Origin of the sequence: Tardiphaga robiniae, assembly GCF_013359755.1 — a bacterium.
Lineage (GTDB): Bacteria > Pseudomonadota > Alphaproteobacteria > Rhizobiales > Xanthobacteraceae > Tardiphaga > Tardiphaga robiniae.
Genome location: NZ_JABMCJ010000078.1, coordinates 121,939 through 144,655, shown reverse-complemented (window position 1 = coordinate 144,655; position 22,717 = coordinate 121,939). Strand labels below are relative to the sequence as shown.

20 protein-coding genes are annotated in these 22,717 nt (G+C 62.7%); 3 read left to right on the top strand and 17 right to left on the bottom strand.

Going from position 1 to position 22,717, the window contains the following annotated elements:
• Window positions 1–20: 20 nt before the first annotated feature.
• The 8 genes from HP556_RS10525 to HP556_RS10490 all read right to left on the bottom strand — a co-directional run bounded on the left by HP556_RS10525 (window position 21) and on the right by HP556_RS10490 (window position 11,646).
• Entirely contained in the window at window positions 21–3,215 is a 3,195-nt protein-coding gene (locus HP556_RS10525) for an ATP-binding protein (protein WP_338117557.1), read from the bottom strand.
• 247 nt (window positions 3,216–3,462) lie between these two features.
• Window positions 3,463–4,494 carry an ABC transporter ATP-binding protein gene (locus HP556_RS10520; protein ID WP_338117556.1) on the bottom strand — a complete coding sequence of 344 codons (1,032 nt, stop codon included), beginning with the start codon at window positions 4,492–4,494 and terminating at the stop codon, window positions 3,463–3,465.
• Entirely contained in the window at window positions 4,491–5,486 is a 996-nt protein-coding gene (locus HP556_RS10515; protein ID WP_175366955.1) for an ABC transporter ATP-binding protein, read from the bottom strand. The genes HP556_RS10520 and HP556_RS10515 overlap by 4 nt, the downstream gene beginning before the upstream one ends.
• Before the next feature lie 3 nt (window positions 5,487–5,489).
• The gene (locus tag HP556_RS10510) at window positions 5,490–6,392 is read right to left on the bottom strand and encodes an ABC transporter permease (protein ID WP_175366954.1); all 903 of its coding nucleotides are present in this window, start codon (window positions 6,390–6,392) and stop codon (window positions 5,490–5,492) included.
• Window positions 6,389–7,369 carry an ABC transporter permease gene (locus HP556_RS10505; protein WP_175366953.1) on the bottom strand — a complete coding sequence of 327 codons (981 nt, stop codon included), beginning with the start codon at window positions 7,367–7,369 and terminating at the stop codon, window positions 6,389–6,391. The genes HP556_RS10510 and HP556_RS10505 overlap by 4 nt, the downstream gene beginning before the upstream one ends.
• Before the next feature lie 32 nt (window positions 7,370–7,401).
• Entirely contained in the window at window positions 7,402–9,030 is a 1,629-nt protein-coding gene (locus HP556_RS10500) for an ABC transporter substrate-binding protein (RefSeq protein WP_175366952.1), read from the bottom strand.
• Between the two features lie 16 nt (window positions 9,031–9,046).
• On the bottom strand, window positions 9,047–10,048 hold the full coding sequence (locus tag HP556_RS10495; RefSeq protein ID WP_175366951.1) for a CobW family GTP-binding protein: 1,002 nt from the start codon (window positions 10,046–10,048) through the stop codon (window positions 9,047–9,049).
• A complete protein-coding gene (locus HP556_RS10490; protein ID WP_420878660.1) occupies window positions 10,045–11,646 on the bottom strand; it encodes an amidohydrolase in 1,602 nt (533 codons plus the stop codon). Before HP556_RS10490 ends, HP556_RS10495 begins: the two co-directional genes overlap by 4 nt.
• A 235-nt stretch (window positions 11,647–11,881) precedes the next feature.
• Between HP556_RS10490 and pdxR the strand changes: the two genes are divergently transcribed.
• The gene (gene pdxR / locus HP556_RS10485; protein ID WP_120288722.1) at window positions 11,882–13,426 is read left to right on the top strand and encodes a MocR-like pyridoxine biosynthesis transcription factor PdxR; all 1,545 of its coding nucleotides are present in this window, start codon (window positions 11,882–11,884) and stop codon (window positions 13,424–13,426) included.
• Window positions 13,427–13,432: 6 nt separating this feature from the next.
• Here the strand turns inward: pdxR and HP556_RS10480 are convergent, their stop codons facing one another.
• Window positions 13,433–14,215 (bottom strand): sulfite exporter TauE/SafE family protein, encoded by a 783-nt coding sequence (locus HP556_RS10480; protein WP_175366949.1) that lies wholly within the window; start codon window positions 14,213–14,215, stop codon window positions 13,433–13,435.
• Window positions 14,216–14,445: 230 nt separating this feature from the next.
• Here HP556_RS10480 and HP556_RS10475 point away from each other — a divergent pair, with 230 nt between their 5' ends.
• Both HP556_RS10475 and HP556_RS10470 read left to right on the top strand, forming a co-directional pair.
• Entirely contained in the window at window positions 14,446–14,844 is a 399-nt protein-coding gene (locus HP556_RS10475) for a nuclear transport factor 2 family protein (protein ID WP_175366948.1), read from the top strand.
• A gap of 25 nt (window positions 14,845–14,869) precedes the next feature.
• A complete protein-coding gene (locus HP556_RS10470) occupies window positions 14,870–16,243 on the top strand; it encodes an NAD(P)/FAD-dependent oxidoreductase (protein WP_175366947.1) in 1,374 nt (457 codons plus the stop codon).
• Window positions 16,244–16,343: 100 nt separating this feature from the next.
• On the opposite strand, the gene HP556_RS10465 is transcribed toward HP556_RS10470, so the two are convergent.
• From HP556_RS10465 to HP556_RS10430, 8 genes are all read right to left on the bottom strand, one after another.
• On the bottom strand, window positions 16,344–17,129 hold the full coding sequence (locus HP556_RS10465; RefSeq protein ID WP_276509733.1) for an amino acid ABC transporter ATP-binding protein: 786 nt from the start codon (window positions 17,127–17,129) through the stop codon (window positions 16,344–16,346).
• Window positions 17,126–17,902 (bottom strand): SDR family NAD(P)-dependent oxidoreductase, encoded by a 777-nt coding sequence (locus HP556_RS10460; protein ID WP_175366946.1) that lies wholly within the window; start codon window positions 17,900–17,902, stop codon window positions 17,126–17,128. The genes HP556_RS10465 and HP556_RS10460 overlap by 4 nt, the downstream gene beginning before the upstream one ends.
• Window positions 17,899–18,882, bottom strand: coding sequence for an NAD-dependent epimerase/dehydratase family protein (locus HP556_RS10455; RefSeq protein ID WP_175366945.1), 984 nt, complete (start codon window positions 18,880–18,882; stop codon window positions 17,899–17,901). The genes HP556_RS10460 and HP556_RS10455 overlap by 4 nt, the downstream gene beginning before the upstream one ends.
• Before the next feature lies 1 nt (window position 18,883).
• Window positions 18,884–19,555 (bottom strand): amino acid ABC transporter permease, encoded by a 672-nt coding sequence (locus HP556_RS10450; protein WP_175366944.1) that lies wholly within the window; start codon window positions 19,553–19,555, stop codon window positions 18,884–18,886.
• Between the two features lie 9 nt (window positions 19,556–19,564).
• Complete coding sequence (locus HP556_RS10445) at window positions 19,565–20,236, bottom strand: amino acid ABC transporter permease (RefSeq protein ID WP_175366943.1); 672 nt, start codon at window positions 20,234–20,236, stop codon at window positions 19,565–19,567.
• Window positions 20,237–20,311: 75 nt separating this feature from the next.
• Window positions 20,312–21,175, bottom strand: a complete 864-nt coding sequence (locus tag HP556_RS10440) for a substrate-binding periplasmic protein (protein ID WP_175366942.1) — start codon at window positions 21,173–21,175, stop codon at window positions 20,312–20,314.
• 34 nt (window positions 21,176–21,209) lie between these two features.
• Window positions 21,210–22,121, bottom strand: a complete 912-nt coding sequence (locus HP556_RS10435; protein ID WP_175366941.1) for an allantoinase PuuE — start codon at window positions 22,119–22,121, stop codon at window positions 21,210–21,212.
• 11 nt (window positions 22,122–22,132) lie between these two features.
• A complete protein-coding gene (locus HP556_RS10430; RefSeq protein ID WP_093757249.1) occupies window positions 22,133–22,642 on the bottom strand; it encodes an ureidoglycolate lyase in 510 nt (169 codons plus the stop codon).
• Window positions 22,643–22,717: the final 75 nt, after the last annotated feature.

Sequence of the window (22,717 nt, the reverse complement as noted above, 5' to 3'; positions counted from 1 at the left end):
GCTCGCAGCCAGGGTCTGATTCAGGCAACCAAGGTGGCAAGCGCATCGTTGCAGAGCGTCGTGTAAGGCTGCATGGAGCACTGTTCGGCGAGACCGAGCGCTTCGCGATAGTATCGTTCTGCGGTGGTCGTGTTGCTCGTATCGCGAATATGGGCAATGTCGCCCAGAAGCTTCTTGGCGTAGACTTGCTGCGGCAATTCTCCGCGCTCTTCCGCCAGTGCTAGCGCTCTTTCAGCTACGGCTTTGGCTTCCTTGCTGCGGCCGGCGGCAAGGAAAGCACGACCTTGAGCGATGAACAGAAAGCGCCAGCCGAATGCGTGTTCAGCGAGCGGAATATCCAGCTTTTCAGGCACTGCGAGGATGTTGAGCGCAGATTCGACATCGCCCAATGCGAGATAGGCTTCGCCCATCCGGGACGCGAAGACCGGGTACATCTGTTTCATCTCAAGATCGAGGCATGTCTGCCAGCTCTCATTCAGCAGCGCGAGCGCTTCGACAGGGCGCCCTTGCGCGATCCGGAGCCGACCAAAAACATGATTAATGTTGGCGCGTGAATACGAGTGGTTCGCCGCCACCGCCAACAGCCTTGCCTCTTTTGCAAGAGCCTCTGCGCGAGAGAAGTCACCGAGATCGATCAGTGAATCGGCCATGAAAGTCCGAAGCATCACGCTGGGAAGCGCGGCCCATCCAGCGCGCTTCTCGTCGATCTCTGGCGTTTCGATCGCGAGACATTTTTCGTGATACGCAAGCGATTGCGTGAAGTCGCCGGTTTCATGGTGGATGATGCCCACATTGTGGAAAGCGGCAAAGGTTAGGACGGGTTGGCCGATCTTCTCTGCGATCGACTGTGCCGTTTGGGCAGCGGTCATGGCTTCGACGTGATAGCCAAGTCTCCAGAGTGCGACTGTCAACTGACAATTCACCGCCGCAATCCGCCATGGTTCCCGGGATTCTTCGGCCAGCCGGCGCGCCTCACGCAAGACGTCGGCAATACGTTGATGCATGCCGATTGGTTCGAGCGCCGTAATCACCGTCAGATGCAGATCTATTTCAGAGATGGTTTTCTTCGATGACGGCGGCCAATGCGCCAGCGTTTCGCGACCACGCTCGTAAATGGCGATCGCATCCTGATTGGCGCCACGCTTGATTGCTCGACGGCAGCTCCGCAACTGATACGGAACTGCCTTTTGCCATAGCTCAGCGAGAAACGCGTGGTCGGCAAGTCGGTCGATATGTTCGTCGAGACGGTCGGCGAATCGAAGCTCGATAATTTCGATCGCCTTGGCGTGGAGATAGCGACGGACGCTGAGTAGCATCATGCCGTAGGCCACTTCTCTCGTGAGCTCATGTTTGAACGAATATTCGACGGTGCCGGAGGTAGTGGCCTTTCTGAGAAAATCCCCCGACTCCAGCGCCAGAAGACGAGGAGTCAGTTCGTCGGGATCAGTTCCAATCATGCCGGACAGCAGGATCAATGAGATGTCTTTGCCGATCACGGCGGACATTTGCAAAAGCGATTTCGTCGCTTGATCGAGTAGGTCGATACGCGATGCCAGAACGGAATGAATGGTCTCGGGGATTTTGATATTAGACGATCCATCGCTGACTTTGTAGCGGCCCGGATCGCCGACTAGCACCTTCGTATCTTTGAGTGCCTGGGCCAGTTCCTCTACGAAGAGTGGATTGCCTTGCGCTTTCGCGAGGACACGTCGTCTGATGTAGCCCAGACTTCCGTCATCGCCCAACAGCGATACAAGCAGTTGATCACCGTCCGGTTCGCTGAGCGGCGCGATGTCCAGGCGTTCAACCGCGCGACCGGACCAGATGCGTTCCGGGCGTTGCGTGACGACCACGAGGACCCGGGCGCTATCGAGCATCCCCATGATGCTGTTCAGAATGAGCTGGGTTTCGGCATCGACCCAGTGGATGTCCTCGATCAGGATGAGCAAGGGCGTCAACCGTTCCTGCGAGAAGACGAGCGTCTTCATGGCGTCGATGACCTTGTTGCGTCTTTCGGATGGCTCAAGCTTTTTCCAGTCTTCGTCCTCGCTGTTGAGATCCAGGAGCGAGAGGATGGCCGGAAGATGTGGGGGCAGATTTGGATCGAGGCGGGCAACACGGGTGCTGGTCCGGCTGGCAGCTGAGGCGGGGCTATCCTCGGCGCGTACGCCGAAGAGCTCACGTATCAACGTGCTGACGGGATAGTAGCTGGAGTTCGCGCGTTGAGAAGCGCAGGTCGTCTGCAGGACGAGCCATTCTTCTGGAACGCTGGCGATGAACTCATGGACCAGACGCGATTTGCCGATCCCGGCAGGGCCGACAATGGTCACCGCGCGTCCGTGTCCCGCAGCGGCGTTATCCAGCAGTTTCTTGAGGAAATCTAATTCTGTCCGACGTCCGATCAGCGGACTGAGGCCGCCGGATGAGCGAGCCTGCCAGCGGGTGCGCGGCCGCATCGACACCAGTTCATAGGTCTCCACCGGCTCGGCGACCCCTTTGGCTTGTTCGGGCCCGAGCTGCAATGCGCTGATGAAGCCCTTCGCGAGTTGGAAGGTGTCGGACGACAATTTGATCGAGCCAGGGGAGGCAAGCGCTTCCATTCGGGCGGCGAGGTGAACCGTTTTTCCAACGGCGTCATAGTTCATCGCCAGATTGTTGCCGATCGAATGAATGATGACCTGTCCGGAATTCAGGCCAATTCTGATACTGATCGAGCGTTGATGCAGACGATTGAATTCGATGATCGCATTTCTCGCAGCCAGTGCTGCACGGCAGGCCTGGACGGCGTGGTCTTCGCTCGCAATGGGGGCGCCGAAGAGCGCCATAATGCCGTCACCGCGCGTCTGATTGACCAACCCATCGTGCTCATGCACGGCGTCCATCAGCCGCTTGAGCACTGGGCCAATAACTTCCAGCGCTTCTTCTGGGTCCAACTGGTCGATGAGTTCGGTCGACCGCTGGATGTCGGCAAACAGGACGGTGACACGTTTGCGCTCGCCCAGCATGGATGTGCCGGACCGCATGATACGCTCAGCGAGTTCTGGCGGGATTTGCGATTGCAGGAATGAGAGTGCATGAACGCCAAGCGCAGTTGGAGCAGCCCTTGGCCGCCCGCAGCCACCGCAAAAGCGTGCATCCAATTGCATCGTGAACCCGCAATACGCGCATTGGTTCTCGGAATCGTCCAATAGGTTGTGCCCTTCTTTGGATGCCACCTTTCACCCTTTGCGGCGGAGCAAGCAATCTATCCAATTGCGCGATCATGGCAATGTCGGGAGCTATGTCTCAGGCCAGGGTGAGCGTGGTGTGATCTGGAAAGCATCGGCCAGTTGCGCCTAATACCAAATCGGACGGTTCGCGCGATCCGGATGGGGACAGCGCAATGGGCGCGTCATGCTGAAAGCGTCGACGAACATATGAGTGACAGCAATTGGCGCAAAGCGGACGCCCCACAGCGACGGCTCACAGGGATGCAAAATCCGGAGGGGCGATCTCGCCGGTCCGATGGCAGGCGATGAAGTGTTCCTCGGCCTCGACCTGAAGGATCGGCAATTCGTCACGGCACCGCTCCACCACGAACGGGCAGCGCTGCGCGAAGCGGCAGCCGGGCGGTGGATCCACCGGACTCGGTGGATCGCCCTTGACCAGATAGTCCTTCTTCAGCCGGTCGCGCAGCGGGCCGGGCGGTGCGGCGGCTGATATCAGCGACCAGCTATAGGGATGCAAGGGTGCCGAGAAGAACACCTGCGCCGGCGCCTGTTCGACGATGCGTCCGAGATACATCACCGCAATCTCGTCGCAGAAATGCTGGATCACGCCGAGATCGTGCGAGATGAAGATATAGGTCAGGCCGCGCTCGCGCTGTAGCTTCTTCAGCAGGTTCAGGATCTGCGCCTGGATAGCGACGTCGAGTGCTGACACCGCTTCGTCGCAGACGATCAGGTCGGGTTCTGGCGCCATCGCACGTGCAATGCACAGACGCTGGCGCTGGCCGCCGGAAAACTGATGCGGAAACAGATCAGCCGCTTGCGGCGGCAGGCCGACTTCCTCCAGAAGCTGTTTGACCCGGACCTCGCGCTCGCGTGGCGAGCCGATGCCGAGCAGGTCGAGCGGTTCGCGGATCAGATCGCCCGCGCGGCGCCGCGGATCCAGTGCCGAGAACGGATCCTGGAACACGATCTGGAATTTGCTGCGCGCCAGCCGCAGTCTCTCGCCGCGGAAGTCTGCGATGTTCTCGCCGCCGAACACGATCTGGCCGGAGGTCATCGGGATCAGCCGCATCACCGCCTGCGCGGTGGTTGATTTGCCGGAGCCGCTTTCGCCGACGATGCCGAAGGTGGTGCCGCGGCGGACGCGAAAACTCACGCCGTCGACCGCGTGGACCTTCGAGGGTGGACCGAACATGCCGCGGCGTCCGGCCGGGAAGTGCACCACGAGATCGTTGACGTCGAGCAGGACGTCTGCGGGCGCAGATATATTCAAGCCATCGCTCACGGTGTGATCTCCTGATGACGCCAGCACGATACGGCGGCACCGGCATCGATGCGATCGAGCGGCGGCTGCGGCTGTGCGCGACAGATCGCGCCGGCAAAGGCACAGCGCGGCAGGAAAGCGCAGTCCGGCCCGCGTGCGCCGAGCGGCGGCACCATACCTGGGATTTCGTCGAGCTCGGCCGAGGCATGGTTGCTCATGCGGCCGAGCTGCAGATGTGGCACGCAGGCCATCAGCCCGCGCGTATAGGGATGCCGCGCACGGGCGATGACCTCGTGTGCGGTGCCCTGTTCGATGCAGCGGCCGGCATAGAGCACGGCGACATCGTCGGCGAGTTCGGCGACGGCGCCGAGATCATGGGTGATCAGCACGATGGCCGTGTCGGTGTCGTCCTGCAATTCGCTGAGCAGGTCGAAGATCTGCGCCTGCACGGTGACGTCGAGCGCGGTGGTCGGCTCGTCTGCGATCAGAAGCTTCGGCTTGCAGGCCAGCGCCATGGCGATCATCACACGTTGCCGCATGCCGCCGGACAATTGATGCGGATAGGCATCGACGCGTTTGTCAGCCGCGGGGATCTGCACCGCCTTGAGAAACTGTATCGCTTGCGCATGGGCATCGCGGCGGCTCAGTCCGCGGTGCTGACGCAGCACCTCGCCGATCTGGTCACCGACCGTGTAGAGCGGGTTGAGCGCCGTCATCGGCTCCTGGAAGATCATCGACATCTTGTCGCCGCGCAGGCTGCGCAACTCCTTGGGTGATGCCGATAAAACCTCGACGCCATCCAGCAGAATGCTGCCGGAGGTGACGCGAAAGTCTTCGGGCAATAGCTGCATGATCGCGAGCGCGGTCATGCTTTTGCCGCAGCCGGACTCGCCGACTAGCGCCATGGTCTTGCCTTGCGCGACGTCGAATGACAGATGCTCAAGCACCGGCACCATGCCCTTGGTGCCGTTCATCGAGACGCTGAGATCCTTGACGGAGAGAACGGGGGGCATCGCTCAGCCTCGCTTCCGCAGGCGCGGATTGATGGCATCATTGACGCCGTCGCCGATTAGGCTGATGGCGAGCACCGCGATGAAGATCGCCGCACCCGGAAACGCCACGGTCCACCAGGCATTGAGCACATAATTGCGGTTCTGCCCAAGCATCAGGCCCCAGCTCATGGTGTTGGGATCGCCGAGGCCGAGGAAGCTCAATCCGCCCTCGAACAAGATGGCCACGCCGATCGCGAGCGTCGCCGAGACGATGATCGGCGGCAGTGCATTCGGCAGCACGACGAGCAGGATGAGGTGACCATTGCCAGCGCCGGCGGCGCGCGATGCCTTGACGAAATCGAGATTGCGCAAGCGCAGGAACTCCGCGCGGGTCAGGCGCGCGGCAGACGGCCAGCTCACCACGCCAATCGCGATGGTCACGGTGGTCAGCGTCTGCCCGAACAGAGTGACCAGCACCATGGCGAACAGCAGCGGCGGCAGGATCTGGAAGAACTCGGTGATCTTGGTCAGTGCCGTGTCGATGGGGCCGCCGAAGAAGCCGGCCAGCGAACCGATGGTGACGCCGATCACGATGGTGATGATCGCGGCCACGCCTCCGACAGTCAGAGTGGCACGGCCGCCTTGCAGCAGCCCTGCCAGGATATCGCGGCCGAGATAGTCGGTGCCGAGCCAGGTGTCCGCATCCGGCGGCGTGAAGGGCGCGCCGGCAATGTCGAGCGGATCGACGCCGTAGATCGACGGCCCGAACAGGGTGGCGAGCATCAGAAACAGCAGCACAACCGCGCCGACGACGCCCGCCGGGCTGCGGGCAAACTGGCGCAGCGCGGCCATCGTGGGCGATGCTGCGGCGCTCACGGGCAGCGCAGTCTTGTCGGGCTTGATGGCAGTGGATTCGATCGTGGTCATCGGGCCCCCGAACGGATGCGCGGATCGACCAGGCGATAGACCAGATCGGTGATGATATTGGCGGCCATGACCAAGACTGCCGAGAAGAACAGCACGGCGAGCAGGGTCGGATAATCTCGGCGCAGAATGGATTCGAACACCAGCCGTCCCATGCCGGGCCAGCTGAACACCGTCTCGACCAGCACGGCGCCCGCGAACAGATGGCCGAATTGCAGCCCGGCGACAGTGACGATCGGGATCAGCGTGTTGCGAAGCGCATGTTTGCCGATCACGATAAATTCCGGCAGGCCCTTGGCGCGTGCGGTGCGCACGTAGTCAGCCGTCAGCGCATCGATCATGTTGACACGGGCGAGCCGGCTATATTGCGCGATGAAGACGAGTGCAAGCGTGGTCGCGGGCAGCACGAGATGCTGCAATATATCCACGACATGCGCGAAGCCGACCTTGGGCCGCGCGACGTCGGTCATGCCCGTCACCGGCAGGATTGGCCACACCGATCCGAACAGCAGCAGCAACATCAGCCCGGTCCAGAACACCGGCGCGGCATAGCCCGCAAGCGAGATGATGGTGACGCCCTGGCTGAACAGCCCGTTCGGCTTGCGGGCGCTGACGACGCCGAGCAGCGTGCCGATCACCACCGAAATCGCGAGCGCCGACAACACCAGATACAGCGTCGCCGGAATGCGCTGGGCGATCAGACCGGTCACGGGAGCATTGAAATAATAGGAATAGCCGAAGTCGCCGGTGGCGACGCTGCCGAGATAGGTGAAGAGCTGTTCGAGCAGGCTCTTGTCGAGGCCGTATTTGACCCGCAGTGCAGCGATGACGTCGGCCGACGCACCGCCCATCTCGCCCGCGATCACTAGAGCGGGATCGCCGGGCGCAGCATGGATCAGGCAGAAATTGAGGACCAGCACGGCGATAAGGAGGCCAACTGCATTGGCCACCTGACGCAGAATGTGAAGAGCGAGGTTCATGGTGCTGGACCGTCAGAGTGAGCCGAAGACCATCAGGTCTTCGGCGGCACTTCCCAATAAAGCTCGTCGAGCGGCGACATCATGCCCCAGATCGACGTCGGCAGACCGCCGAGGCCCTTGCTGAAGGCGTTGCGATAGGGCGCTCCGTTGATGAAATAGATCGGCACGTCGTTAACGACGATCTTCTGGAATTCCGAATACAATGCCTTGCGCTTCTCGGGCGACGTCTCCTGCGCGCCTGCGGCGAGCAGCTCGTCGACCTTCGGGTTGCTGTATTGCTGGGTGTTCGACCAGATGATGCCCTTGCGGATGTTGCTCGAAAGGTACGTGCGGTTGACGCCGATCACCGGATCGCCCCAGTTGAACACGTTGTCCATCGTCAGGTCAAAATCCCAATTCGAGACCCGCTGCGCCCAGGTCGGGAAGTCCGGCGCGGCACGGACTTCCAGATTGATGCCGACGCGCTTGAGCTGCGAGCGCAGATATTCGGCGACATTGCGCTGCTGTTCCTCGTCACCGGGGATGTAGTCGATGGTGAGGCTCATGCGCGTGCCGTCGGCAGCCTTCGGATAGCCGGCGTCGTCGAGTAGCTTTGCCGACTTCGCGAGATCGAGCTTGTACATCTCGACGCCGGGCTCCAGCAGCAGCGATCCCGGGGCGATCGGGCTGGTGGCGGTCTTCGCCTTGCCGCCCATCAGCTTGCCGGTGATGAATTCGCGGTTGGCGGCAAAGGCGATCGCTTGGCGCACGCGCACGTCATCGAGCGGCTTCTTCTTGGTGTTGAAGGCGAGCCAGTTGATCGGGCCGACGCCGGCAAAGCCCTTGTCGGTGATGGTGACGTTCGGCATCTTCTCGATGCGCTCGATGTCGCGAGTGTTTGAGACGAACGGCAGCACGTTGACGTCGCCGCGCTCAAGCGAGACCACAGCGGCATTGGAATCCGATACCAGCTTGACGACGATCTTGTCGAGCTTGGGCTTGCCGGTGATGAAGAACTTGTCGAACTTCTCCAGCGTGTAATATTCGCCCTGCTTGTATTCGGTGAGGCGATAGGGGCCTGAGCCGACCGGCTTCAGATTGGCGGGATGCGCCTTGATATCCTGGCCGTCGCCATAGACGTGTTTCGGCAGGATCGGCATCAGTGCAGGCGACATCGCCAAAAGCAGCGCCGGGTGCGGATGCTTCAGGCGGATGATAGCGGTGAGCGGGTCGGGCGTATTGACCTTATCGACAGCGGCCAGCATGCTCTGAAAGGGATGGTTCGCCTTGATGGTCATGATTGAAAAGGCGACGTCTTCGGACGTGACCGGCTTGCCGTCGTGGAACAGGGCATTGTCGACCAGCTTCAGCGTCACCGAGAGGCCGTCCGGCGCGACCGCCCACGACTTTGCGAGATAAGGCTGCGGATTCCAGTTGTCGTCATAGCGCAGCGGACTGGCGAAGATTTGCGTGGACGGCATCGCGGTGGCGAGGCCGGACTGCACGGCGCCGTTGAAGTGGCGTGGCACCTGCGTCGAGGCGATCACCAGCGTGCCGCCGTCGGCGGCAAGTGCCGGCTTGACGCTTGGCGCGATGGCGGTTGCGACGAGGGCAAGGCCCAGAGCGCAGGCCAGAAGAGACGCTTTCAGCGAACGGGGTCGTCGTGACCAGATCGAAGACATCTTGTCGGTCCTTCTCTCAGAGGGTGAATGCAGCGTGCCGACGGTTGAGGTCCGCCGTTGTCGGGTGTGTTTGTGAAACCTGGATCAGCGCGCCATCGAGAATGGCATCAAGCGCGGCGGCATCGGGCAGAGCGTCGGTGCCGACGCCGACCAGCATGATGTCGTTTTGAGCCGTCATATCGGCGGGAGCGGGTGTCAGCGCCCAGTCTTGCCCGACCATCTGCAGCAGCGCTGGCGACGCATCACCGGCGATCCGGCATTGTCCTTTGAGGCGCAAAAGCTGCGGCGGCAATGCGGCTAGTGCTGCTGTAAGCTGGCCACGATCGAACGTGCCGCTGCGCCGATACGACCAGCGGTGGAACGCGCTTTCATGATCGACGCTGTCGTTCACGGCGGTCGCGGCAAAGCGCGATGTCGCTTTGACCTCGCCGTCCGGCAGGACCGGCAGCGTATCTTCCGTCGTCTCGATGATCTGGATGTCGGGACGCAGCGCCGCGACCGTGGCGCGGGCCGCATCGGCGGCGGTGCGGTTTAGCAGGTCTACCTTGTTGAGCAGCACGAGACTGCAGCGATCGAACTGGCCGCGCACGGTGTCGCCGACGTGACTGTCGATCAGCAGTTTTGAAATGCGGGATGCATCCGCGACCACGATCACAGCATTCAGGCGCAGGCTCGGCTCCACCAGTGCGATCTCGGCGATGCGCCAGGGATCACCGACGCCCGACGCTTCGATGATGATGTGATCGAACGGGATGGCGTCGTCGAGGATCCGGCCCAGCGTATCCAGAAAGCCGCCGCCGATGCTGCAGCAGACGCAGCCATTGGTCAGCGTCATGGTGGTGCCGTCGTGCTGGGCAATCAGGCCGGCGTCGATGTTCACCGCGCCGAAGTCGTTGACCAGCACGGCATAGCGGGCGGAGCCGGTGCGAAGGAGGTGATTCAGATAGGTCGTCTTGCCGGCGCCGAGAAAGCCGCCGACCACCGTCACGGGAATTTTCGCTGATGACGCTGCCGTCATGCCCGTGGCGCCTCCCGCACGTGGCCACCGACCACGGTACCCCAGATGGCAATATCCTTGAGCTTCTCCGGCGCGACTTCAAGCGGATCTTCATCAAGTACCGCGAAGTCCGCATATTTGCCGGCCTCGATGCTGCCGACGATGTGATCGAGCTTCAGCGTATAGGCGGCGTTGATCGTGATCGCGGCAAGCGCCTGTTCGACGGTCAGCGCTTCGGTCTCCTTGCCGAGCACACGTCCGCTCGACGACACGCGGTTGACGGCACACCAGGCGGTGAACAGCGGGCTCAGGGGCGTCACCGGGGCGTCGGAATGGATTGCGAAGGGAACGCCGACGCGCAGCGCGGTACCGGTGGCGTCGAGTCTGTTGGCGCGTTCCGGACCCATGGTCAGCTCGTAATGCGAGTCACCCCAGTAATAGATGTGATTGGAAAACAAGTTGACACACATGCCGAGCGATTTCATGCGCTTGAACTGCGCAGCATCCGCCATCTGGCAATGCTGCAGCGTATGGCGGTGATCGGGCCGCGGCTTTGCGATCTGCGCGGCCTCGACGGCATCGAGCGCCACTTCGGTGGCTTCGTCGCCATTGGTGTGGATGTGCAGCTGGATGCCCGCATTGTGGTAAGCTGCAACGATGGACGGCAGTTCTTCCGGCGCGATGTACCACAACCCGTTGGGCGCTCCGTTGTGATAGCCCGGCCAGCGCAGCCGCGCGGTAAAGCCCTGAATCGAGCCGTCGACCACCAGCTTGACGATGCCATAGTGAAGCTTGTCATTGTTCGACGCCTTCAGTGTCTTGATCTTCTCGACGCCCTGTTCCGGGCTGTGCGACACCGAGGCCATGGCCGGGACCAGGCGCACCGAGAAATCATCGCGCCGACTTGCGGCGCGATAGACCTCGATGGTCAGGTCAGCAAGATCGTTGTGCAGGTCGGTGATGGTAGTCACGCCCTGAATGCACGACGATGCCGCGTAGCGGTTGACGTCATCGGCTGTGAGATTGCCAGACAGTGGATTGGTGCCGAGCACGCGGAACACGCGAAACCGAGCGGCAATGCCCTGGACTTCGCCGGATGGTTCGCCGTCCTTGCCCATCACCACGCCGGAAATATTGGTGGTGCGATCGAGCTCGGCGCGCTGCAGCACGATAGTGTTGACGTTGCTGATGTGGAACGATGCATGCACGACCATGATCGGCCGCGTGGTCGATACGCGGTCGAGATCCTGCCGCGTCAGGGACACGCTGCCGATATGCAGGGGATCGAAGCCCCAGGCGAAGAGCGGTGCCTCGGCATCGGTCATCGCTGCCTCGGCTTCCTGCAGCCGCGCGACGATGGCATCGATATCCGGCAGGCCCTGGACGAGTTTGCCTTCGGGCGAGCGGCGGTCGAAGGCGCCGACATAAGGCAGCGACCACATCATGCCTTCCATGATGTGGCTGTGGCCTTCAACGAAGCCGGGCAGCAGCACCTTGTCCTTGAAACGGTCGTCGACCTTGGCGCCGCTGGTAGCGACGATCTCGGCGAAGCTGCCGACTGCGACGATCCGGCCGTTCTGCACTGCGACATGCGTGGCGGATGGGCGTGACGGGTTCATGGTCACGATCTTGCGGGCCGAAAAAACAATCGTATCCTGGCTCAATGGACCACCCTCAAAATTCCGTCATCGAAGCGTGAGGCCTCGCATCGCTCCGAGCCAGCGCCAGATCGGATGCACGAATGGGGCCAGTCCCGCGGTGCCGACGGTCCACCTTGGCGCGGCTTTTGCTTAGTATCCTGTTAGGCCCGAAGACGGGTGCGGCTTTGGTTTCGGGATGAGTGTGGAGGGCGCGATGGGTAATCCCGGAGGTTCAGTGAAAGCCGCCCGTGCAGACGGGCGTCCTGCAGCGTCTGGCATTGGGGATGCGCTGTTCTGGGGATCGCTGTTCCAGGGGCTGGACCGGCGCGGTCCCTTCCTGCAGCTCCAGATCCGCCAGTTGATCTGTACCGCCATCGAAGAAGGCCGTCTGGCGCTTGGTGTGCGCATGCCGTCGAGCCGCGAACTGGCCACACTGCTCGAAGTGTCGCGTAATACCGTCGTGATCGCCTATGAGCAGCTGGTCGACCAGAATTTCCTCATTTCGCGCGAACGCAGCGGCTTCTTCGTGGCCGGCCTCCCCAAGCATCTCGGCACCCAGCGCGACGACCGCGCGGCGCCCGACGAGGCCGGCGCCGCGCGCTGGGCCGGGCGCTTCGCAGTGCGGCCGTCGGCCAACCGGAACATCGTCAAGCCGCTCAACTGGCAGGACTATCCGTATCCCTTCATCTTCGGGCAGTTCGATCCAAGCCTGTTTCCGACCAATGACTGGCGCGAAAGTGCGCGCGCCGCACTTAGCGTGCCCGAGATCAACAACTGGGCCCGCGATCTGATCGACGAGGACGATCCGGCGCTGATCGAGCAGCTCCGGCTGCAGGTGTTGCCGCGCCGCGGCGTTCGCGCGCGGCCGGACGAGATCATGATGACCATCGGCGCCCAGCATGCGCTGTATCTGATCGCCCGATTGTTCGTGAAGCAGGGCACCCGGGTCGGCATGGAAGATCCCGGCTATCCCGACGCCCGCAACATTTTCGGTATGCAGACCGACAATATCGTGCCGCTCGCAGTCGACGGCGAGGGCATGGTGCCCGATGCGAACTTCGAGAGCTGCGATCTCGCTTACGTCACCGCAGGTCATCAATGCCCGACCACGGTGGCGATGCCCGAGCAGCGCCGTCTCGAAGTGCTGCGCAAGGCAGAGGAGAGCGACATCATCCTGATCGAGGACGATTATGAGAGCGAGCTGATCTCGGAGGGGCCGGCACTGCCGCCGCTAATGAGCCTCGATCGCAACGACCGCGTGCTTTATGTCGGCAGCCTGTCGAAGGCGCTCGCGCCCGGCCTACGGCTCGGCTATGTCGCCGCACCAGCGCCGGTGATCCGTGAATTGCGCGCGCTGCGGCGCCTAATGCTGCGGCATCCACCGCTCAACAACCAGCGCGTTGCGGCGCTGTTCATCGGCCTTGGCCATTACCGCTCGCATCTGCAGCGCGTCTCACGCGTGCTACTGGAGCGCGCACGCATTCTCGATCAGTTGCTGCCCAAGCATCTCGCCGGTTGCGATTTCGTGCGCGGCGTCGGCAGCACCAGCTATTGGGTGACATGTCCGGCGGCCTGCGATGCCACCGAACTTGCCACGGCCGCGTTGGCAGAAGGCGTGGTGATCGAGCCGGGCGACGTATTCTCGATGACGAAAGGTACCCATGCCAATTGCTTCCGGCTTGGCTTCTCGTCGATCCGCAATGACCGGATCGAACCGGGCATTGAACGTCTCGGTCGCATCATCGCACGCATGAGCTGACGCGGCTCAGGTCAGCTCGCTCACGCCCTTGACGGCGCTGACGAGGGCAATCACGCCGAGGCTGATGATCGAGACCTGGCGATGCATTGCTTCGTTGCCGCGCCGGAATGCGATTTCGCCGAATATGGTGCCGAGCCACATCACCGGCAGGCCGAGCAACGACAGGCCGATGGTGTGGACGTTCAGCAGGCCCACGCTGACGAAAGTGATCGTTGCCGTGATCGAGGTCATCAGGAAGAACACCATCAGCGACGCACGCGTTGTCAAGCGTGGCAGCGGAACCGACATATAGTAAGCGACCACCGGCGGTCCGGGCATCGCGGCTAGCCCGTTGAACAGACCGGAGAAGAAACCGGTGATTGACGTCACCGGGCGTGGCGGGATGGCGGGCAACGCGAAGCCGCGGCCCAGCGCGAACACCGCCAGGAGCGTGATCGAACTGATAACCAGCCGCGAGATTGGCGCCGGGATTTCGGTCAGGATCAGGGTTCCCAGCGGCGATCCGATCAGCGCGCCGATCATCAGCCAGCGCAGCGAGGGCCAGTCGCAGCTCTGCGATGCCTTGCGGAAATCAAGCAGGCTGCCAGCGAGTTGCAATCCGATCGCCACTGGCACGGCCTCGGTCGGTATCATGAACAAGCCGAGCAGCGGCACAGCGGCAAGGGCAAAACCAAAGCCGGTAAAGCCGCGCAGCACCGCGGCGACGAAAATCGAGGCAATCGACAGCAAAACCAGTTTTGGCGTCAGCGCCGCACCGAGATCGCCGATCGCGATCGTCAGGTCATGCATGTCACGTGGGTCCGTCGCTCCGTCATGCTGCCACCATGGCGACATCCGTTAGCCTGGGGAGGGCCAGCGTGTCTCAATCTTTGGGCCAGATCGCCGGCGCGAACCGTTCCGCTCTGGACAGGTGCTTCGCCGCAACTGGCCCTAATCGCGCCGCATGGCCGCTGGCAGTTTCATCCCCATGGCTGGCACGCAGTGCCGACCATTGTTGAAATGATCGAGAGAGCTTTGCAATGTCCGAGCAGCAGACCCAGCGCCACCAGCTTCTCGTCACGCTGTTCGAGGCGTTCAACCGTCACGACGCCGATGGCGTGATGGCCTGCATGACCGACGATATCGTGTTCGATACCGCCGTCGGGTCGGAGATGTATGGCAACCGCATTATCGGCACCTCCGACGTGAAGGCGGCGTTCGAGAAGGTCTGGGGCGGTACGCCGGATGCGAGCTGGACCTGTACATCGCACAGCGTGTTCGGCGACCGCGGCCTATCTGAATGGATTTTCCGCGGTACAGCAGCCAACGGTACGCGGATCGAGGCCGAGGGCTGCGATCTCTTCACGTTCAAGGGCCACAAGCTCTCGCGCAAGAGTGCGTTCCGCAAGGATCGACCGGCGCTGCCGGCGAAGTCGTGATCGCGTCGTGAAGGAGGTCGCGCCGATGTCGATTGCGCCTTACGACCAGCATTACGATCCGCTGGTGTCCCCCGGTCCCGGTACCCACCGCGACTACGCCCCGACTTATTGGGCCGCCACGGCAGGAACACCGCCAGACGACGACGGCTCGATCAATGGCGACATCGATGCCGACGTCGCGATTGTCGGTTCGGGCTATACCGGGCTGGCTTGCGCGATTTTTCTGGCGCGCGAATTCGGCATCAAGGCCTTGGTGCTGGAAGCAAATCGCGTCGCCTGGGGCTGCAGCACACGCAATGGCGGGCAGGGCCAGAACGCGTCGGGCCGGCTGTCGCGTTCGCAGTGGATCGCGCGCTGGGGCCGCGATGTGGCGCTGCGGCTGCACGCGGAAATCCAGGACGGCTTCGAGACCTTCGAGGATCTGATCAAGACCGGAAATATCGATTGTGAACCGCAGCGCGGCGGCCACCTCTATCTCGCGCATCGCCAGCGGACGTTCGAGAAGATCGCAGCCGAGTCGAAAGTCCAGAACGAGGTGTTCGGCTACAAGACGCGCGTGCTGTCCGCCGAGGACGTGCGACGCGACTATGTGAACGAGGCCGAATGTGTTGGTGCTGTGCATGAGCCGCTGGGCACTGGCGTCCATCCCGCCAAACTCGCTTTCGGCTATCTGCGCATGGCGCGCGAACTCGGCGCCAAGGTGCATCCCGGCAGTCCGGTGCAGGAGATCACAACGCGCAACGGCATTCACCATCTGCGCACACCCGGCGGCACCGTGCGTGCACGCGCAGTCGGTATCGCGACCGGCGCTTACACGTCACTCGGTCTGACGCCCTTGCTGCGTGGCCGCTGCATGCCGATCATGTCCAACTCGATTGTGACGCGGCCGCTTACCGGAGCAGAGCTGGAGGCGACCGGCTTCAAGACCACCGAAGTCATCACCGACACCCGCACGCTGCGCTTCTATTATCGCCGGCTGCCCGACAACCGTGTGCAAATCGGTAGCCGCAGCGCCATCACCGGCGCGGACGCTGCAAATCCGCGGCATCTGCAGCTCCTGATCGACGGGCTGCACCGCAAGTTCCCGGCGCTCAAGGGAATCGAGATCGACTATTCCTGGTGGGGCTGGGTCGATGTCAGCCACGACATGATGCCGCGTATCTTCCGGCCCGATCCTTCGCAAACTCTGTTCTATGCGCTGGGCTACGGTGGCAATGGCGTGTCTTATTCGGCGCAGGCCGGCCGTCGCATGGCCGAGATGATCGCGGGCAAGAACTTCAAGGGGCAGGACCTACCGATCTTCACGTCGCCGCTGCCGACGCATCCGTTCTCGCCGTTCCGGCGTATCGGGCAACGCATGCTTTACAAGCTCTACCAATCGCGCGACGAAGCCGCGTAGGTCTTTCTAGCGGTCGCCCAGACGTTGATTGTGAGCTCATAGATCACGGGGCACGCAGGAGCAATCGATGTCCGCTTATGCCGCTAAGCGGACGCTTCGATCATCGATGCATAATTTGCTTGAGGAATGCACGGGTTCGATCCTGTTTCGGATCTGAGAAAAAATCGGTCGGCGCGCCTTCCTCGATGATCCGGCCGGCGTCCATGAACACCACGCGGTCGGCGACCGTACGCGCGAAGCCCATCTCGTGGGTGACGCAGACCATGGTCATCCCTTCGCGGGCGAGGCCGACCATGACGTCGAGCACCTCCTGGATCATTTCCGGATCAAGCGCCGAGGTGGGCTCGTCGAATAGCATGATCTGCGGCTTCATGCACAGCGCACGCGCAATGGCGACGCGCTGCTGCTGGCCGCCGGAGAGCTGGCTCGGATATTTATCGGCCTGTTCGGAGATCCGTACGCGCTCAAGAAAATAGCGCGCGACCTCGTCGGCCTCCTGCCTCGTTGCGCCGCGGATCTTGCGTGGCGCGATGGTGAGGTTCTGTAGCACGGTCAGATGTGGAAACAGGTTGAACTGCTGGAATACCATGCCGACATCGCGGCGGACCACGTCGACATTGCGCGTCGAGTGATCCAGCTCGACGCCATTGACCATGATGCGGCCGTCGCGATGTTCTTCCAACCGGTTAATGCAACGGATCATGGTCGACTTGCCGGACCCCGAAGGCCCGCAGATCACGACGCGCTCGCCGCGCGCCACCGTGAAGTCGATGCCCTTAAGCACCTGGACGTCGCCATACCATTTGGTGACGCCGGACATCTGGATGATCGGCGCGGATGTATCCGCAGGCGCTTGCTCCATGGTGCTCTCCGAAACGTTGCTCATGACGCCATCCAGCCGCCATCGACGAGAATGTTTTCGCCCGTCATGAAAGTTGCCTCGTCTGAGGCCAGAAACAGCGCTGCATTGGCGACGTCGTCGGGACGGCCCAGCCGCGGCATCGGCGTGCGGCTGGTGGAGTAGTCCATCCAGCGCGGCTCCGCGGCGCGGCCTGGTTTGCCGGTGACGATCTTGCCGGGCGCGACTGCGTTGCAGATGATGTGATCCTTCGCGTAGTCCGCCGCGATCTGCCGCGTCATGTAGACGACTCCGGATTTGGAGGTGCCATAGGCGATGTCTTCCAGGCAGGCGATCATGCCGTGTTGCGAGGAAATGTTGACGAGGCGGCCGCGGGCCTCGTTGCGGATATCCTGCGTCAGCATCTGGTTGACGGCGGCGCGGGACATCAGGAATACGCCGGTGAGGTTGACCGCCAGCGTCCTGTCCCATTCGGCGAGGCTGGTGTCGGTCAGACGCTTGCCGGTGCCGATGGCGGCGTCGTTGACGAGCACGTCGAGGCGGCCATAGCGCGCAACGGTCTGTTGGACGGCGCGGACGGTGTCGTTCTCCGAGGCGACGTCGATCTGGATGAAATCGACCTCATAACCGTCTGCACGCAGCAGCTCCAATGTCGGAGTGCCGCCCTCGCGCACGTCCATGGTGAGATCCGCGAGCATGAGCTTCGCGCCCTCGGTAGCAAACCGGCGGGCGATGGCGCGGCCGATGCCCGAGGAGGCGCCGGTGATCAGAACCGACTTTCCAGCCAGACGTTTGCTCATGCGGGTTCTCGTGTCTGCGGCAACCAGCCGAGATAGTCGCGCGCCGCATCTTCCAGACCAAATTGAGGCGTGAAGCCGGCATCCGCGGCCAGTCGCGCAATGTTCAGCGGCGCACGGTCCTTCGGCAGGCCATAGATCACGTTGCCCTCCGCCTCGATCTCCGCCATCCGCCAGCGGAAGCCGGGCATGTGCGTCGCGATGATCTCGCACCATCGTGGCAGATCGGACAACACACCGCCGCTGACGTGATAGGTGCGGTACTTCAGCGCGTCGGAGGCGCTCACCCTCGCGACGGCGAGGGCAGCGTCACGAGAATAGATCCAATCGCCGGCCATGCTGCGCGGGAGAATCACTTCACGGCCGTCGAAGGCCATACGGAGCACCTGATAATGCGGACTCAGCGCATCGCGGACACCGGTCTGCAATTCCCATGGGCCAAAGACCGGCCCGAGCCGAATCACGCGCACATCGAGCTTGTGAAGGTCGGCGATCCGCAGCGCCGCCTGTTCCGATGCAAGCTTTGTGATGCCGTAGAGCGCGGCTGGCGCCGGCGGCGACAAATCCTCCTCGAACAGGCCCGACGCGGCCGGTTGCGAGAAGCCGTACACTGCGACCGAACTGAGCACGGTGACGCGCTTGATGGCGGGTCGCAATGTTACGCGTTCGAGCAGATTGACGGTGCCACCGATATTGACGTCGACGATCTGGCGCGCAGCGTCGTGCTCGCGCTGGGCATTCGGCGTCATCGCGGCGGTGTGGACCACGCGGTCGATGTCGGCCGTGTTCAACGCGCGGTCGACGTCGTCGGCGCTTGTGACATCGCCGGTGACCAGCGTAGCGCGGGCAAGCTCGGCGCGCATCAGCATGTCGTGGCCGGGGGCTGAGAGGTCGAACAAGATAACGGTCTCGCCGTCGGCGATCAGGCGTTCGGCGAGCGCGAGCCCGATGAAACCGCTGCCGCCGGTGATCAGTGTGGCCATGTCAGCGGGCTTTCAGTGCTTGCCGTTCCAGCCGCGCCACCCAGCGCGCGAACGGATAAAGGATGACGAAGAAGATCACCGCGGCCGCCATTAGCGGCGTCGGGTTGTAGGTCTGCTCCTGGGCGACGCGGGCTGAGCGCAGCAGTTCAGGCAGCGCGACCAAGGCGGCAATTGGTGTCGCCTTGACGAGTTCCAGCGAATTGCTGGCGAGCGGCGCCAGCACGTTGCGGATCGCCTGCGGCAGCACGATGGAGAACACCACATGCAGCGGCTTGAAACCGAGCGCCCGGGCAGCCTCGGTCTGGCCGTGGGGCACGGACAGGATGCCGGCACGGAAGATCTCGCCATAGTAGCCGGAATTGTTGAGCACGATGGCCAGCACGGCTGCGGTGAAGCTGCCGAGCGTCAGGCCCAGAAACGGCATGCCGTAGAAGATCAGGATCAGCAGCACCACGACGGGAAACGACCTGAACAGGTCGATATAGATCAGCAGTGCGATATTCACCCAGCGGTTCTTGAAGCTGTAGAGCACCGCGATGGCGAGGCCGGCGAGAATGCCGAGCGGCAGCGCCACCACCGCGAGCCAGACTGTATAGATCAGCCCCTGCAGCAGCAGCGGATAGACCCGCAACAGCGACTCCCAGTTGGCGAAATTGTCCAGGAAATCCTGCATGCGATCCGCTCAACGCCCCGTGCTGTAGCGATATTCGATCCACCGGCTGGCGATCACCAGCGGTAGGAAGAAGGTGAGGTAGAACGCCGCGGCCAGCGTCAGCGGCGAGGGATTGGCGACCAGCGCCATCACGCTTTGCGCCTGTCCGAGCGTTTCCGGGAGCGATACGGCGGTGCCGAGCGCCGTGCCCTTGCTGATGGAGATGGCGCGGTTGGTCAGAAGCGGGATCGCGAGGCGAATGGCCTGCGGCAGGATGATGGTGACCAGTGTCCGCAGCCGGCTGAAGCCGAGCGCGCTCGCGGCATCCCATTGCCCGCGCGGCAGTGCCATGATCGCGGACCAGAAGATCTCGGTGGAAAAGGCCGACAGCACCATGCCGAGCGCCAGCACAGTGGTTGCGAAGGGGGACAGCGTCGGGCCCAGATAAGGCAGGCCAAAATAGATGAAGACGATCACGACCAGCTGCGGCAGCGTGCGCAGCACGTCGACATAAGCGGTGATGATGAAATTGACGGGACGCAGGTTGGCGCAGCGCAGCAGTGCCAGCAACAGGCCGAACAGCGTGCCGCAGAAAATAATCAAAAGCGATACGATGACCGTCGTCCGAAAGCCCGCGAGCACCTGGGGGAAGGCGCCCGCGATGACTTCTGCATTGAAGTAGTATTCGACTATCCGCTCCATCGGGTGTCCATCAACCGCGGTCGGACCGGCTCGGGCCGGTCCGGTGTTCGCAGCTATCTTGTCAGAGCAAGCGTGCTACTTGCACGCCGGAACGTGCGAGGTGGGCTCGAAACCCTTGAAGCCGGGAGGACCATAGCCGAAATACACAGTGTCGATGGCCGAGCCGGCATCGGGCGTTGCGCCATACCATTTCTCGTGCAGCTTGCGCAGGCGGCCGTCCAACTTCATGCATTCGATGACTGCCTCGACCTTGTTGCGATACTCAGTATCTTCCAGGCGGAATGCATAGGCGAAGTTTCGCCCGTTGAAGTCCTTGAAACCGACCTTGATCGCCTTGTTCTGGCTGGCGGCATAGACGGTCGTCGGGATCTCATTTAGCGCTGTGAAGGCGCGGCGCGTCAGCACGGCCTGTACCGTGTCGGGGAATACATCGTAGCGCTGCACTTCGAAGCCGTATTTCTCGGCATTGGTGGTGGCCCAGGTATCCGAGATGGTGCCGCGGTTGACGGCGACGGCCTTGCCCTTGAGATCCTCGAAGCCCTTCATCTCGTCGGCGGCGCGGACGATGAAGCCGTTGCCGGTGGAGAATAGCGGCTCGGTATAGAGCATGCGCTCGGAGCGTTCGGCAGTGAGGTTGAGCGGGTTGACGAGGAATTCGGCGCGCTTGGCGAACAGCGCCGCGAATAGGCCGGAGAAATTGATGTCGACGATCTCGACCTTCGGGCGGCCGAGATCTTTACCGATCTCGTTGATCAGGTCCGCACCGAAACCCTCGGGGCCGTTGGGGCCGCGCACCATCCATGGCGCGACGCCGAAGTCGGACGCGACCACCATTGGTTTGTCGGAGGGATGATCGGCTTGCTGCGCGCTGGCGCCGCCGGCGAATACCGCAGTCGACAGCATCAGCGCGAACAGCCAATCCGTGGGTTTCAGTCTCATGGGGACGTCCTTTCGGGTGCGGATGTGGTGGAGATCAGGGCGTGGGGGGATGAGTGGCCTGCCAGTGACGGGCGATGTCGCCGCGCCGGCAGACCCAGGTGTTGTCGTGCTTGGCGACGTGATCGAGGAAGCGCTGCAGGCCGGCGGCGCGGCCGGGATGGCCGATCAGGCGGGTGTGCAGTCCGACCGACATCATCTTCGGCGCGGTGGCGCCTTCCGCGTAGAGCATGTCGAAGGCATCGCGCAGATAGACGAAGAAATCATCCGCCGTTGCCATCGCGCCGCGGCTGAACTTTGCGTCGTTGTTGGCAAGGCCGTAAGGCACCACGAGATGCGGCTTGCCGAGCACACGTGTCCAGTACGGCAATTCGTCGTTATAGGCGTCGGAGTCGTAGAGGAAACCGCCTTCCTCGACCACGAGGCGCCGCGTGTTCACGCTCGGCCCATAGCGGCAATACCAGCCGAGCGGACGCTCGCCGGTGGTGCGCCTGAGGCTCTCGACGGTCTTGCGAATGCGCTCGCGCTCGTCGGCCTCGGACAGCAACGGATGCCGCTCCCAGCGCCAGCCATGAGCGCAGACGTCGTAGCCGTATTCGCGAATGGCGGCGCAGGCCTCGTTGTTGCGTTCCAACGCCAGCGCGCAGCCCATGACGGTGGCGATCATGCCGCGCTCGGACAGAAGGCGCAGCACGCGCCAGAAGCCTATGCGGCTGCCATATTCGAACATCGACTCGGCAGCGAGGTCGCGGCCCTCGAAGCCGCCGCCGCCGCCTTCGGTCAGGGCCGTTTCGGTGACGCCGTCGCCATCGGCGAACGACGGCTCGGAGCCTTCTTCGTAGTTGATGCAGAAGTTGAGCGCGATTCTTGCTGCGCCCGGCCACTGCGGATGCGGCGGGGTGCGGCCGTAGCCGACGAAGTCGCGGGCGAGGTGATCATCATGCGGCATCGTTGTGATCCCTATGCGCTCTGCGGCATCACGGCGCGAACGTCGCCAGCGATATCGACGAACACGTCGTCGTCCTGCCGGCCGGTCATGCCCATGGCGACAGCGAATTCCATGGCCGCGCCGAGAACGGTCATGGGATGATGCCAGACATTGCGGGCGAAGGTGACGCTTTGATGCGCTCCGGCGATGAAGCAACGCAGGGTGGCCACATCAGGCAGGCCATCCGGGTCGGCATGGCACACGATCGCCAGGTATTGGCTGCTGCCGAGCGGTACGAAGGTCTGGGCGGAGAACGGATGACGCTCCAGCGTCGTGATTGGCAGGGGCAGACTACCAAGCCTGGCGGCGCTGCTGATCCAGAAAGAAAAGATGGCGGCGTCCTCGGCGCGACCGTCCGATGTCGGAAGATAACGCCGGCGCGCGTCGATCGGTCGCTCGGCTACATCGCCGAAGGCGGCAAAGGCGGCCGGGGACAGCGATTCGGCCGCGACGGTATGGGAAGCAGTGTGGTTCGGCGTCATTCAGGCGGGACATCTGGTTAGTCGGCCTGCTGCGAAGCGGCTCGATATTCCAATGGTATACCAGTGAACCGCCCA

Coding starts and splice junctions, on each gene's coding strand:
- HP556_RS10515 (WP_175366955.1), bottom strand. CDS start 5,486: ATGCCCCCCGTTCTCTCCGTCAAGGATCTCAGCGTCTCGATGAACGGC.
- HP556_RS10510 (WP_175366954.1), bottom strand. CDS start 6,392: ATGACCACGATCGAATCCACTGCCATCAAGCCCGACAAGACTGCGCTG.
- HP556_RS10505 (WP_175366953.1), bottom strand. CDS start 7,369: ATGAACCTCGCTCTTCACATTCTGCGTCAGGTGGCCAATGCAGTTGGC.
- HP556_RS10500 (WP_175366952.1), bottom strand. CDS start 9,030: ATGTCTTCGATCTGGTCACGACGACCCCGTTCGCTGAAAGCGTCTCTT.
- HP556_RS10495 (WP_175366951.1), bottom strand. CDS start 10,048: ATGACGGCAGCGTCATCAGCGAAAATTCCCGTGACGGTGGTCGGCGGC.
- HP556_RS10490 (WP_420878660.1), bottom strand. CDS start 11,646: ATGAACCCGTCACGCCCATCCGCCACGCATGTCGCAGTGCAGAACGGC.
- pdxR (WP_120288722.1), top strand. CDS start 11,882: ATGGGTAATCCCGGAGGTTCAGTGAAAGCCGCCCGTGCAGACGGGCGT.
- HP556_RS10480 (WP_175366949.1), bottom strand. CDS start 14,215: ATGCATGACCTGACGATCGCGATCGGCGATCTCGGTGCGGCGCTGACG.
- HP556_RS10475 (WP_175366948.1), top strand. CDS start 14,446: ATGTCCGAGCAGCAGACCCAGCGCCACCAGCTTCTCGTCACGCTGTTC.
- HP556_RS10470 (WP_175366947.1), top strand. CDS start 14,870: ATGTCGATTGCGCCTTACGACCAGCATTACGATCCGCTGGTGTCCCCC.
- HP556_RS10465 (WP_276509733.1), bottom strand. CDS start 17,129: ATGAGCAACGTTTCGGAGAGCACCATGGAGCAAGCGCCTGCGGATACA.
- HP556_RS10460 (WP_175366946.1), bottom strand. CDS start 17,902: ATGAGCAAACGTCTGGCTGGAAAGTCGGTTCTGATCACCGGCGCCTCC.
- HP556_RS10455 (WP_175366945.1), bottom strand. CDS start 18,882: ATGGCCACACTGATCACCGGCGGCAGCGGTTTCATCGGGCTCGCGCTC.
- HP556_RS10450 (WP_175366944.1), bottom strand. CDS start 19,555: ATGCAGGATTTCCTGGACAATTTCGCCAACTGGGAGTCGCTGTTGCGG.
- HP556_RS10445 (WP_175366943.1), bottom strand. CDS start 20,236: ATGGAGCGGATAGTCGAATACTACTTCAATGCAGAAGTCATCGCGGGC.
- HP556_RS10440 (WP_175366942.1), bottom strand. CDS start 21,175: ATGAGACTGAAACCCACGGATTGGCTGTTCGCGCTGATGCTGTCGACT.
- HP556_RS10435 (WP_175366941.1), bottom strand. CDS start 22,121: ATGCCGCATGATGATCACCTCGCCCGCGACTTCGTCGGCTACGGCCGC.
- HP556_RS10430 (WP_093757249.1), bottom strand. CDS start 22,642: ATGACGCCGAACCACACTGCTTCCCATACCGTCGCGGCCGAATCGCTG.